We start from the raw sequence: 13,296 nt of genomic DNA on the forward strand, positions 1-13,296 counted from the left end.
CATTCTATTGAAAAGCGATGCAGATCTATTATTCATCAATATGGTTTAGTTTTGATTAATTATTGTACCGTACAACATGACAATTAAATACCGAAGAAATAGGGCTGCTTGGGGACCCATGGCTAAATCATCTCAAATCTGTTCAAAAATATATCGGAATTAACAATGCCTTAATAATTGATATGTAAAATAAAAAGACAGTAGTTAATTAAAACAAACAATATTGATTACTGCCCATGTCGATTTTTATTGATTTTACTTATTTAAATCACGATCTAATCAAAAACAAATATTGTTGTACGCGGAGACAAAATAATGGGTTTTTCTGAAATTTTTAAAGAAAATTTAAGGAAAGAACAACGCCTAAAGGGATTTGACAAGCCATCCTTTTATGAAGTTTTGGAGCTGCTTGATAAAAATAAAAAGATATGTGAAGAGAAAGGATATTCGCCAGACTCAAAAGAAGCCCTCGATTTAATGAAATTCAACATTTTCGTTAAAGAGATGGCCCAATTGAAGTCCATATCTCGTTTTGAAATGTGGAATGTTACGGTCACTCCTCCCAACTCCCAAAAGGGAGAAACTAATTTCTCATATCAATTTTGTTCTGCTCCACCAGATTGTACGAGAATATTTTTTTCATATGACCCCAAGGGTGAGCCTCAACTTAAAATTGCTGACCCTTGTGTTGTGTTGAATCCCGATCTAGAGAGCGTTCATGCATTTTATGGTGACAAGGAGAATACTCTTGTCAAACAAAAAAATATTACTCTTGGATCCACTATAAAATCACTGAATGAAATGCATATCCAGCGCGTTGGTTTATTAGGATTTGCACGAAATTTCCCTGATCATTTGGAAGAAAAAGAAGTAACACAAAAAGGACCAGAAGAAAGAAAAACCAAGTTGATGTATCAACAACGCGCCTCTTATGCCGCTCGAGCTATTGACGGTGTTATCGAAGAGCTTGAAAACAAAAAAATAGCCTTTACTACAGTAAATGGCGGTTGGTCTGGGCAAAAGCAAACACCAAGAGAAGTTGGTATGACTTATATGGGACATTTATATGGATTAATCCATGATCATGATACCCATTCTGGCGGTGGATTTTTCCCTCCCATCACCGTGATGCCGGAAGGAGGAAGTACCGACGCAGTCACCATGCATTCCCGGACTAAACATTTCCTTCTCAACGATAGCGATCCGGTCAAAACAGAAGAGTGTCATGGCTCTCGCACTCAATTCATTGTTGAAAATGTAGACTGGGGACAAGACTCTCCTTATTTAGCGAGCATGTGTACTTCGATGGTAGTAATTGAACCTGCTGGACGTTGGACACAAATTGAAATGTTAAATGGCTTAGAGAGAGGAATCCCAGTAGTTATTATTGCTTCACCTGAAAATTATGACGAAAAATGGTTACCTGATAATACCGTCGACAAATTGTATGAAGGATTAACCAAAGGAGAAAAATATATAACGATTCCATTTCCAACCAGTCAAGATCCTAAAGCGGTAGTAAGAGCATACCGTGATCCTGCTGATGCTGCTAAATGGATTGCTTGGCGCTATGAGGTGGATCATTTTCATGATAAAGAAAGCAGTGATTTTTTTAAAAATGAGACAATTCAGAAAGCAATGTTAAATAATTTTAAAAAATTAGATAAAGCGGCTTCTCTCGATGATGTTGTTAATTTTATTCTTGATGGTACAGAAGCGAGTGAAAAAGTTACTAAGAGTTTACGCCAACGAATTGAGGGTATGGAGATTGGAGTAGCTATAAAAAGTATTAAATCCCTGCTGTCGCCTGATTTGGAAGTAGGAAGCACAAAAAAATCTGTTTTCACCAGCGGTGTCCCATTTTTTAGGTGTGGAACCCAGGCTCACATTCTCACAGAAGAGCTGGATATCAAAGAGGTGGATGTTGCGCACACATGGAAAAATCCTTTGAGCACTACTCAATAGTTACCAAAAAGCTCGCTGACTCATACTTTGATTCAGCGAGCTTTTTTTATTTAATTTGCATCTCTTTTAGAAATATTTCAAAGAATTTTTTATAATTTATAAATTTACAAGACGCCTACTTTCTGCACGCAGGGCATGAAGAGCAAAACTGTAATAAGCAATAAGTAATGCAAATAAAATGAATCCTGATCCCTGAAAAATTGAATTGAGTGTGAGCATTATAAGCAGCAGTAATAACATAGGAGTTCCTGCAACAATTAACAGCCGGGTTGATTGAAAAAAGCTCACATTAAAAGAGAAGAATATAGTTGAAAAAACTTGTCCTAAAAATGCTAACACTAAGAAAAAGACAATAAAAATTGAGAAGAATATTGCGACAACCATAGGATAAATCATCAATTGTGAAAAATACTTTAATTCTTTAATCGAGTTTTCTTCTGCAAGTTTTTTACCATCAAATACCAGGTTCGTCCCCTTATCAAAGGTTTGAACTAAAGGAGCGCCTTTACTGGGTTTTGAATCCGTCATATTAAACAATTTAAGACTTGGGACTTTAAGAGAAATTTTGTTTTTATTAATCAAAATCGTAAGGTAAGGATAATCTGCGGGGAAATCATTAATTTTTCCTGTAGTATCAACAATAACAACGACTTGTCCTTGATCATTCTTAATTAAATAAGGCATGGGCTTATCAAAAGAAACCTCTCCATTTTGAATATAAAAAACAGGAATTTTTGATAAAGGATCAGTGATTTGCTCTTTAAAAGATTGATTCAGACTGAAGCTCATTCTTAATGAAAATGGAATGGAACATAAGGCTATGGTCAATAAGAGATAAAGAATAGCAAGTCCCCGCCAACGTTTTCCAACATCAATATACAGACGTCGTGAATAGAAAGACATATACAATGCAGACCAATAACCATAGACCGGGGTATCAATTGGTTTTAGTTTGTTTTTTTCTTTACGCACGCCATTCTCCAATACGTTTTCCAGAAGTACGATGAAAAAGATGTAATTTAATTTTAGGAAACTCAACACGGAGTTGTCCACTCGTTAGTAGTTGATCCGCTGTGACGCGCAAATTAAGACGCTGACCATTTTTGACACATGTTGCATGGATCAATTTGTCAGCCCCCATATCATCTATAAATTCAATATGGATGGGGATCCCTTGTGGATTATTTTCAGGACAAAGCAAAATATGCTCGGCACGAATGGCCAAAACCAACTCATCTTTATCTTCAAGCTCAAGAGCCAACTCAGGTACTGGGAAATTAACTCCCAAATCCGTGTGCACGGTATTACTGCTTTTATCGAAGATTCCAGAAACCATGTTCATAGGATATTGTCCTGTAAATCCGGCCACGAATAAAGTTGCCGGATTTTGATAGAGCTCTTGAGGAGTACCTATTTGTTCAACAATACCTTGATGAAGTACGATAACACGTTCAGCCATAGTCATTGCTTCAGTTTGATCGTGCGTGACATATAAACTGGTCGTGTTTAATTGTTGATGCAACCGGCGAATTTCATGGCGCATTTCGGTACGCAATTTTGCATCCAGGTTGGATAAAGGCTCATCAAATAAAAAAACTGCCGGGGAACGAACCATAGCTCTGCCCATGGCAACTCTCTGCTTTTGTCCCCCTGAAAGTGCCTGCGGTTTACGTTCCAAATAAGGGGTTAAATGCAACAATTGGGCTGCTTCATCTACCCTTTTTTTAATTTCTGCTTTCTTATAACGTCTCATTTTTAACCCATAAGCCATATTTTCAAATACCGTCATATGGGGATATAGAGCATAGTTTTGAAAAACCATAGCCATGTCTCTTTTGGCGGCTGGTATTTCATTGACACATTGATTATTGATTAAAATTGAACCTGAACTTACATTATCCAAACCAGCAATTAAACGTAATAAAGTAGTTTTTCCGCATCCGGAGGGCCCAACAATAACCACAAACTCCCCCTTTTTGATGCTAACATTTACTTTATCCAGAACTGTTGTAAACCCAACAGTCTTCGATACTTCAATAAGATTAACTGTTGCCATACTTATTTTAACCCTTTTTCAAACCAGCGCTGCATGAACATGACCACCATACAAGGTGGGATTAGAGCAATCAATGCAACAGTCATAATGTAATGCCATTGTGGGACTTGATCTGCCACTCCAGCTAAATATCGAATCCCCATAACCACTGTAGCCATTTTTGTTTCTGTAGTAATCACTAACGGCCAGAGATACTGATTCCAACCATATACAAATAAAATAACAAATAAAGAGGCAATTTGCGTTTTTGATAATGGCAAAACAATATCAAAAAAGAAGCGTACAGCTCCCGCTCCATCTAATTTTGCCGCATCAACAAGTTCAGAGGGTATGGTTTTAAAAAACTGACGAAATAAAAAAGTTCCTGTAGCGGACACAAATAAAGGTAAGGTCAATCCAGTAAATGAATTGAGTAGTCCAAAAGAAGCAACAACCTGAAAGGTAGGCACAATCCTAACCTCTATGGGCAACATCATCGTTGTGAAAATCATGGCAAAACATAATTTTTTAAATGGAAAATCAAAATAAACCAAAGCAAACGCTGAGCCTAAAGCAAAAATAATCTTACCTAATGCAATGGCCATCGCCATAAAAAAACTGTTCAACAACATGGAAGTAATAGGCTCACCTCCAGTAACTGCTAAGCCCTCCGTCATTACTGCCTTCAAATTTTTAAATAATAAAGTACCAGGAACCATAGGAATATGAGATTGCATCATGACACTGCCTTCATTACTGGCAGCAACTAGTGCCAAATAAACAGGCAACATCATCAAAATAACAAAAAAACATAAAAATCCATGTGATAAAATACGAGCGAAATATGATTTCATGCGTAATGGACCTTTTTTTCGAGGTATTTAAATTGCACTAATGAAACAATAATAACAATAATCATTAAGAGTACCGATTGTGCAGATGAACTTCCTAAATCCATTCCTTCAAATCCATCCTGATATACTTTATAAATCAAATTGGTTGTACTATTGCCTGGACCGCCATGGGTCATTACTTGAATAATCCCAAAAGTATCAAAAAACCCATACATCAAGTTCATAATCATCAAGAAAAAAGTAGTTGGCGATAAAAGTGGGACAATGATTTGCCAAAAACGTTGCCACCCAGAAGCCCCATCGATAATTGCCGCATCAATTAATGATGAAGGAATTGCTTTAAGTGCTGCGAGATAAAATAGAAAATTGTAGCTGAATTGCTGCCAAGTTGCGGTAAAGATCACTACCGCGAATGCTTGTTTTACATTATTTACATAATCAAAATTAATTCCAAGCGACTGCAAAAAATGCGTCAGCCATCCTAATGTTGGATGACATAAAAAACGCCATAAAATTGCTGCTACTGCTGGAGCAACTGCATAAGGCCAAATCAATAAAGATTTGTATACCCCTTGCGTCCGGCCTCTATTATTCACTAATATGGCGATAAGGAGACCTAAGCTCATGGTGAAAAACGTTACGCTAAAAGCGATAATGAAGGTCACTCCAATTGCTTTGCTGTAGCTCGGATCAAAAAAAAGATCCAAAAAATTGGATAGTCCTGCAAATTTTTTATGTAGGCCAAACGCATCGGTATAAAAAAAAGATTGCAATAATGCATTACATGCAGGCCAAATAAAAAACATCAGGGTAACAATTAGCTGAGGAACGATAAAAAGCCAAGCATAAAGACGTTGATGATTAAATTTAGCCATTGCCCAACATAAAAGAGGGTCTGTATAAGCATTATATAGCTCTGGTTGTTTAAGTAAAGTGGTAAAAGGTGGCTTGTGTGATATGTAGTCTGCTGTAACATTAGGTATCTGAGATTTTACCATCCCCGATTGCTACGCGGGATCTCCCATTGTAATAATGTAGTACAGCATGGAGATCACTCGTTGATGAATGGTCTGCTTTGCTTTACCCAGGCTAAATTAATTATTTAATTTAAGGAAAAAATTTTGCGCTACGTACACATAGAAAACCCCGGTCCTCACAATCGATTGGTTATCGAAAAAGGCCCAACCCCTGAATACAGCGACTCACAAATTTTAGTGCGTGTAAAAGCAACTGCTATAAATCGGGCAGACATCATGCAACGTTATGGTAAATACCCCCCACCTGCCGGAGAGTCTGATATTCTGGGTTTGGAAGTTGCTGGAGAAGTAATTGAAGTGGGTGCAAAGGTTAACCAATTTAAACCAGGTGATAAAGTTTATGGATTGGTTGGAAGTGGCGCTTATGCAGAGTTATGCCCTGTCGAAGCCTCATTAGCTCAGCACATCCCGGAAACTTGGGATTATACACTTGCTGCAGCACTTCCTGAGGCATTGATGACTGTGTATGCTACTTTATTTGATTTAGGGATGTTGGAATCAGGGCAAACGTTGCTGATTCATGGTGCAGGAAGTGGTATCGCCTCGTTAGCAATTCAAATGGCAAAATTGATTGGTGCACACGTCATTACGACGGTAGGAACTGATAACAAATTGGATAAGGCAATTAAACTTGGTGCCGATCAAGTCATCAATTATCAAAAACAGGATTTCGAGGATTTAATTGAAGATCACAGCGTTGATTTGATTGTTGATTTTATAGGCGGCGATTATTTTAACAAACACTTACACTTGTTGAAGCCTAAAAGTAAACTTATCCAGATCGCTTGCCTTAAAGGAAGTAGCGTAGAATGCAACCTTGCATTGATTATGCGAAAAAGATTACAAATTTTTGGCTTTGTTCTCCGTTCTCAATCGATTGCGGAAAAAAGCAAATTATGGACTGAAGCTCACAAAGCTTGGGCAAATCATCTGAGATCAAAAAAACTAACCCCTATCATTGATTCGGAATTTAAATTAGAACAAATTGAAGAGGCACACCAACACCTGCAATCTGGGGTGCATTTTGGGAAAATTGTTGTTCATGTAGATTGATTTTTTAAGCCGGGTCATCCCGACTTTATCGAGGGATCTCCACGAGATAGTACCATGTTATAGTAGAAGATCTTTCACAATATCAAGATAACGAGTTGCACAGAAAAAGTAGGTTGGGCTGTTAAGCCCAGCGTTTCACAACATCCAATATTCTTTGATAGTAAAAATTAATACAGCACACTTCTTACTTGCGTCTTCGATGATTCTCAGTGAACACGCTCACCTAAAGAAAACCTACTTTGATGCGATCTTCTTAGCATCCAAACGAAGAGTACGATTTAATAATTGCTCATAGATAGGTCCATTCGGAGTAAGTTGCAGCACAATCGTTGCGGTAATGCAGGCCATCATCACTGGGAAAATTAAATAATAATTATGAGTCATTTCTACCACCAACACTGCTCCAGTTATTGGAGAACGCGTGGATGACGCAAAAAGAGCAGCCATTCCTGCAACAGCAAACATCCCGGGCTGGGTTAAAAAATCAATATGTAACCATTCTAAAATATGGAATATAGCTAAACCTAGAATCGTACCTAAAGAAAGGATAGGAGCAAAAATTCCTCCAGGAACAGATGTTCCATAGCACACCATAGTTCCTATAAACCGTGCCACTAAAAGAAAACACAAAAAACCAAACCCAGGGGACATGGTTAATGCTTGGTGAATGATATTCATACCCCCACCAACTGACTCAGGATGATATACTGCTAAGAAGCCAATCAAAAATCCTACCGTCAGGACGTAATATGATTTTTGTCTTGAACTCAATTTATCCAAGAGTGTTAGAGTACCCATTAAAGAGAGATTAAATAAAAGTCCTACAAACCCTACCACAATACCAAACAAAGCAAATAACCATAATGAATCAAGATGAGGGAATTCAAAGACATTCATTGCAATCGTTGGCTGGGGCCCTATTATCAAATCAAGAATGACCGTAGCTGTAATGCAACAAATCACTACCATACTGAAGCTGGTAAAAGAATAGTTGAATTGGTTACGCATCTCTTCCATAACAAAAATAACACCCGCTAAAGGAGCATTAAAAGCAACAGCTAAGCCTGCAGCAGCGCCAGCAGCAATCAAACTATCCTTTCTTCGTCGAGACAGGTTAAACAAGCTGCCCAGCATTTCTCCTAAACTTCCACCTATATGAATCGTAGGTCCTTCCCGGCCCAAGATCATCTTTGCTGAAAGTACCAAAATTCCAAAAAAGAACTTTACAGGTAACAACCGCCGCCAAAGTATGGTTTTTAAATGAAGCAAGGTACCCTCAATCTCTGGAACACCACTTCCTGATGCTTGAGGAGCATACTGCTTTACAGCAAAATAAGCAGCATAAACCAGAACCATCGATACCAATCCAGAAATAAAACCTGCTGGCCATCCATGCACACTAAGAAAATGAAAAAATTTATCGAATAAATTACTTAGTACATCGATTGACAATCGAAATGTAGAACCTACAAGACCGACGACAATACCTAGGACAAAAGATACCGTATAGAGTATCAATATCTTACTGCGCATGGTCTTAAACCATCCCCATCAAATTAGTAATAATTTTTAATCCAGCCTGATTAACTAAAGACAATATGGTTTCAGGATGAAATTGAACAGCATGAATGGGTAATTGTTGATGTGAAATAGCCATCACCACGCCGTCATCGCTCATCGCTGTAATCTTCAATTCTTTTGGTACTGCATTCAAACGCGCATACAGTGAATGATACCTTCCTGCTCTGAAACTATCTCCTAAGCTCGAAAACAACTCCGGTTCGCCAACTACATTTATGATTGATGGCTTACCGTGCATAGGATATTCTAAAACATCCAAAACACCACCAAAGTACTCAACAATTCCTTGTAAACCCAAGCATACTCCGAATAATGGAATCCCCTTAGAAATAGCCATAGCAATTGTTTGAGATAGATTAAAATCACTTGGTTTACCTGGTCCTGGAGATAAGACCACAAGATCATATTTTTGATTTTGCAAATAATGCAAAGCTTTATCAAAACGAATTGTACTGACTTCCGCTCCAGTTTGACGGAGATAATTTGCCAAAGTATGTACAAACGAATCCTGATGATCGATAAGTAAAACGTGTTTTCCTTTTCCAGTTAAAGGCAAATGCGTTATCTTGCGATCAATATTGGATTCATTTTTTTGTAACATATCTAAAAAAGCAGATGCTTTTAAGCGCGTCTCCTGCTCTTCTGATTCGGGTACTGAATCATAAAGCAAAGTAGCACCTACACGAATTTCGGCAACTCCTTTTTCAATACGCACGGTTCTCAAAACCAAACCCGTATTTAAATTTCCATTAAAGCCAAACCAACCTACAGCTCCGGCATACCACTTGCGGGGGGATTTTTCATGCTCTTCAATAAAATTAAGAGCCCAAATTTTAGGAGCACCAGTTACAGTAACAACCCACATATGGGTTAAAAAAGCGTCTACGGCATCAAAGTCTTCTCTTAGAATACCTTCAACATGATCTACGGTATGAATCACTCGCGAATACATTTCAATTTGTCTGCGACCGATTACTTTCACTGAACCTGCTTCACAAATACGTGATTTATCGTTTCTATCTACATCGGTACACATAGTTAATTCAGATTCTTCTTTTTTTGATTCAAGTAACGTCTGAATGTTTTCTGCATCCTCTATAGCATCGGCACCCCGTTTAATGGTTCCAGAAATTGGACACGTCTCTACCCTTTTTCCTTGAACTCTTACATACATCTCTGGAGATGCGCCAACCAGATATTCGTCATCACCCAAATTAATAAAAAAACCATATGGTGAAGGATTCAAACGGCGCATTTGTTTGAATAGAAGAGAAGGTTGATCCTGATAATGGGTATAAAATGTTTGACTTGGTACTACTTCAAACAAATCACCACAAGCAAAACGCTCCTTGGCTTTAGCTACAACTTGTGCATACTCTCCTGGCATATGATCACACGCCTTTTCAGGTTTATTCGGTGATTGGTAGGTTACCGAAATCCCTTCCCTCGCCAAGGACTTTGTAGATTGGCCTTGATATTGAAAATCATATCGTCGAATAAAGGCTTCTTCTTTACGATGGTTCACTACATAAATTTCATCGGGCAAATAAAGCACCATATCTCTTTGCGAAAGCTCTCTTTTTTTATGTTTCTGTAACTCTTCAAATTGAAAAATCAAATCGAAACCAAAAGCACCATATAGTCCCAAATAGGGTTCATTTTCCACTTTAAAAAAAGCCAGAATGAGACGAATCACAGTAAATACAGAGGGTTGGTGACTTCGCTCCTCCTCGCTGAATACTTCTTCGGAATTTTTAATTTTGATTTGCAGCAAAGTATGACTTTGTGCCAGAATTTCTAAACTTTTTTCATGTGCTAATAATGGCATAATGAAGGTTAATAGCATCTCACCGCGTTGGTTTAGTGCATCAATTTGAATTAAATTCTGCCTGCAAATAAAAGCCAACGGTGGATTATAAAAACCTATATCCCAACAGGTGTAACGCCCGGGGTATTCAAAACTTGACGCAAATAAAGCGCCTCTTTGTGAATCCAAATGTTCAAGAAGATTTTCTATACCTTGCTGATAGTCCAGTGGCGTCTGAAAACACTCTAACTCCACACCCCCTTGGGTTTTATAATGTTGCAACATGAATGACTAACTCAATAGAAAAATTATGGTGTGCCCCTCATTCTACTTTAAAAATAAGCTTCTGCAAGAAGCTCGTGGCCTGGATGATATGTAGCCATTATCCTTCCCTTCTCCTCTAGGGGAGAAGGTGCCCGTTACGCGGATGAGGGTACCCTCACCCCTGCCCCTCTCCATCAAGTGGCAGAGGGGGATAATTTCATAATCACCATCCTGCACCCAGGCCGCAAATTAAGATTCACTTTTCATAATCTCTTCAAGCGAACAATTCTTATCAATGGCCGCCTGAATCCACAAACCCACCTGATGATGAGCATCCCTAAAAGGGATTCCTTTCAATACTAAAGATTCTAATATTGCTGTCGCATTGAGATAACCACTATTGGCTTTTTGTGCCATTAATTTTGTATTGAATTGAACGCTATGCAGGAAAGGTGTGATGATTTCCAAACAAGCCCCCAATGTATTGACTGTATCAAACAAGCACTCTTTATCTTCTTGCATGTCCTTGTTATACGCCAGCGGCAACCCCTTCATTACAGTTAGAATTCCCATTAAATGTCCAAACACTCGTCCACTTTTACCTCTAATTAACTCCAAAACATCTGGATTTTTCTTATTAGGCATTAAAGAGGAACCCGTAGCAAAAGCATCATCCAGTGTTATAAAACCAAATTCTTGAGTCGCCCAAAGAATTAAATCTTCTGCAAGACGTGATAAATGCATCATCATAATTGAGGCAACAGAACAAAATTCAATGATAAAATCTCGATCGCTCACGGCATCCAGTGTATTCTCAATTACCCCGCTGAAACCCAAAGTTTGTGCCACCCAAATCCGGTCCAATGGCAAAGTACTTCCTGCTAAAGCACCGGCTCCTAAAGGAGAACAATTCATTCGTGTATGCCAATCACGCAAGCGCTCTAAGTCTCGTTGAAACATTGCCCGGTACGCAGCAAAAAACTGTCCTAAAGAAATGGGTTGAGCTTGTTGTAAATGGGTATAACCTGGAATTTTATCATTGGCATGGGTACTCGCCAATTCATCCAAAGCCTGATTTAAATGTTGCAAAAGTGTATTAATGTGCAACCCGGCATCACGAGAATAAAGCCTTAAATCTAGAGCAACCTGATCATTACGACTGCGACCTGTGTGAAGTTTTTTACCTACGTCACCAATTTTGGCGATGAGTAATTGTTCCACAAACATATGAATGTCTTCACATGACTCATCAAATTCATGAATCCCTTGCTTTATTTCATGACTTATTTCATCAAGTCCACTGCAGATCAAATCTGCCTCATTGTCTGAAATAAGTCCTTGACGTGCTAACATTTTTGCATGTGCTTGACTGCCCATAATATCGTGGAGATAAAGCACCTTATCAAAAGCCAAAGAAGCATTAAAATGCATGACTTTAGGATCGAGCTCCTTCTTGAATCGTCCTCCCCAAGTTTTATGGGCCATCATTGACCTCCTTTATGTACCTTGCCATACACTTGTGCCGACAAAGAAAATAAATTAATAAATCCTTCAGCATCCTGTTGATTATAAACACCATCTTCTTCGAATGTCGCTAAGGCAGGATCATGTAAACTAAATGGAGAATACATTCCATAAGGAATTATATTCCCTTTAAATAACTGCACACTTACAGTTCCAGTCATATGTTGTTGCGTCACATCAATCAATGCATCCAACGCATGCTTGGCTTGAGAAAACCATCGTCCTTCATAAACAAGATTGGCATAAGTTTGTTGTAAAGACTGTTTTAAATGCAAAGTGGATCGATCAAGACATAAACTTTCAAGCATTTGATGCGCCTTGTATAAAACTGCGGCTGCAGGTGCTTCATATATTCCTCTGATTTTCATGCCTACTAATCGATTTTCAACAAGATCAGCCACTCCAATTCCATGAGAACCAGCAATTTGATTTAATTGTCTGAGCAATTCGACCGAAGACATTTTTGTAGCATTCAATGCAACAGGCACCCCTTTTTCAAACTCAATACTCACTAACTCTGGATTATCAGGTGTTTGTTCCAAAGAAGCTGTCATTAATAATAAATCATCGGGTCTAGGTTGTCCCGGATCTTCCAACACACCGCCCTCATGGGAAATATACCAAAGGTTATGATCGCGTGAATAAGGTGATTTTGGGGTAACGGGTACTTCTATCCCATGTAATTTGGCATACTCAATTGCCTGTTGTCTTGACTTAATCTTCCATGTTCTCCATGGAGCAATAATTTTAAGTTCTGGAGCCAAGGCTTTGACCGTATATTCAAAACGCACCTGATCATTACCTTTTCCAGTTGCTCCATGAGCAACAGCTTCTGCATTTTCCTCCAATGCAATTTCAACCATTTTTTTTGCAATCAATGGCCGTGAAATGGTCCCTAGGATATATTGATTTTCATAAAGCGCTCCCGCTTTAACTAATCGCCACAGATAGTCACTAACAAATTCATCTTGAACATTCATTACATAGGCTTTTGAGGCGCCGCTTTTTTTTGCTTTTTCCTTAATCGCTGTCAAGTCTTCATTTTGTCCTAAATCACACACCATAGCGATGATTTCAGCCTGTTGGTAATGCTCTTTAAGCCATGGAATCATTACGGAAGTATCCAATCCCCCTGAATAAGCAAGGACAATTTTTTTAATCGATTCATTCATGGGT

At 38.4% G+C, this 13,296-nt stretch carries 10 protein-coding genes; 2 read left to right on the forward strand and 8 right to left on the reverse strand.

Annotated features, from left to right (window positions below; all coding sequences use genetic code 11):
- Positions 1-315 precede the first annotated feature (315 nt).
- Positions 316-1,965, forward strand: a complete 1,650-nt coding sequence (locus tag ACF8MK_RS15000) for a hypothetical protein (RefSeq protein ID WP_392537330.1) — start codon at positions 316-318, stop codon at positions 1,963-1,965.
- A gap of 96 nt (positions 1,966-2,061) precedes the next feature.
- Here ACF8MK_RS15000 and ACF8MK_RS15005 read toward each other — a convergent pair whose 3' ends face one another.
- Genes ACF8MK_RS15005 through ACF8MK_RS15020 form a run of 4 tightly spaced genes read right to left on the reverse strand, consistent with a single transcriptional unit; the run spans position 2,062 to position 5,729 of the window.
- Positions 2,062-2,937, reverse strand: a complete 876-nt coding sequence (locus tag ACF8MK_RS15005) for a DUF1189 family protein (RefSeq protein ID WP_392537331.1) — start codon at positions 2,935-2,937, stop codon at positions 2,062-2,064.
- Positions 2,930-4,021 (reverse strand): ABC transporter ATP-binding protein, encoded by a 1,092-nt coding sequence (locus ACF8MK_RS15010; RefSeq protein WP_392537332.1) that lies wholly within the window; start codon positions 4,019-4,021, stop codon positions 2,930-2,932. Before ACF8MK_RS15010 ends, ACF8MK_RS15005 begins: the two co-directional genes overlap by 8 nt.
- Before the next feature lie 2 nt (positions 4,022-4,023).
- The gene (gene ugpE / locus ACF8MK_RS15015; protein WP_392537333.1) at positions 4,024-4,854 is read right to left on the reverse strand and encodes a sn-glycerol-3-phosphate ABC transporter permease UgpE; all 831 of its coding nucleotides are present in this window, start codon (positions 4,852-4,854) and stop codon (positions 4,024-4,026) included.
- Positions 4,851-5,729 (reverse strand): carbohydrate ABC transporter permease, encoded by an 879-nt coding sequence (locus ACF8MK_RS15020; protein ID WP_392537334.1) that lies wholly within the window; start codon positions 5,727-5,729, stop codon positions 4,851-4,853. Before ACF8MK_RS15020 ends, ugpE begins: the two co-directional genes overlap by 4 nt.
- 246 nt (positions 5,730-5,975) lie before the next feature.
- Between ACF8MK_RS15020 and ACF8MK_RS15025 the strand changes: the two genes are divergently transcribed.
- Complete coding sequence (locus ACF8MK_RS15025; RefSeq protein WP_392537335.1) at positions 5,976-6,944, forward strand: NAD(P)H-quinone oxidoreductase; 969 nt, start codon at positions 5,976-5,978, stop codon at positions 6,942-6,944.
- A gap of 234 nt (positions 6,945-7,178) precedes the next feature.
- Here ACF8MK_RS15025 and clcA read toward each other — a convergent pair whose 3' ends face one another.
- The 4 genes from clcA to ACF8MK_RS15045 form a co-directional block, all read right to left on the reverse strand.
- Positions 7,179-8,477: a H(+)/Cl(-) exchange transporter ClcA gene (clcA, locus tag ACF8MK_RS15030; protein WP_392537336.1), complete on the reverse strand. Its 1,299-nt coding sequence runs from the start codon at positions 8,475-8,477 to the stop codon at positions 7,179-7,181.
- Positions 8,478-8,481: 4 nt separating this feature from the next.
- Positions 8,482-10,617, reverse strand: a complete 2,136-nt coding sequence (locus ACF8MK_RS15035; RefSeq protein WP_392537337.1) for an anthranilate synthase component I — start codon at positions 10,615-10,617, stop codon at positions 8,482-8,484.
- A 228-nt stretch (positions 10,618-10,845) separates the two neighbouring features.
- Positions 10,846-12,081, reverse strand: a complete 1,236-nt coding sequence (argH, locus tag ACF8MK_RS15040) for an argininosuccinate lyase (RefSeq protein WP_392538978.1) — start codon at positions 12,079-12,081, stop codon at positions 10,846-10,848.
- A complete protein-coding gene (locus tag ACF8MK_RS15045; protein WP_392537338.1) occupies positions 12,081-13,292 on the reverse strand; it encodes an argininosuccinate synthase in 1,212 nt (403 codons plus the stop codon). The genes argH and ACF8MK_RS15045 overlap by 1 nt, the downstream gene beginning before the upstream one ends.
- Positions 13,293-13,296 lie beyond the last annotated feature (4 nt).

This window comes from Legionella sp. 227 (assembly GCF_043161935.1).
In the GTDB taxonomy this organism is placed as follows: Bacteria; Pseudomonadota; Gammaproteobacteria; order Legionellales; family Legionellaceae; genus Legionella; species Legionella sheltonii.

Bases quoted from the DNA above. Each gene is read 5' to 3' on its own strand.
- ACF8MK_RS15000 (WP_392537330.1), top strand. From the start codon at position 316: ATGGGTTTTTCTGAAATTTTTAAAGAAAATTTAAGGAAAGAACAACGC.
- ACF8MK_RS15010 (WP_392537332.1), bottom strand. From the start codon at position 4,021: ATGGCAACAGTTAATCTTATTGAAGTATCGAAGACTGTTGGGTTTACA.
- ugpE (WP_392537333.1), bottom strand. From the start codon at position 4,854: ATGAAATCATATTTCGCTCGTATTTTATCACATGGATTTTTATGTTTT.
- ACF8MK_RS15020 (WP_392537334.1), bottom strand. From the start codon at position 5,729: ATGGCTAAATTTAATCATCAACGTCTTTATGCTTGGCTTTTTATCGTT.
- clcA (WP_392537336.1), bottom strand. From the start codon at position 8,477: ATGCGCAGTAAGATATTGATACTCTATACGGTATCTTTTGTCCTAGGT.
- ACF8MK_RS15035 (WP_392537337.1), bottom strand. From the start codon at position 10,617: ATGTTGCAACATTATAAAACCCAAGGGGGTGTGGAGTTAGAGTGTTTT.
- argH (WP_392538978.1), bottom strand. From the start codon at position 12,081: ATGGCCCATAAAACTTGGGGAGGACGATTCAAGAAGGAGCTCGATCCT.
- ACF8MK_RS15045 (WP_392537338.1), bottom strand. From the start codon at position 13,292: ATGAATGAATCGATTAAAAAAATTGTCCTTGCTTATTCAGGGGGATTG.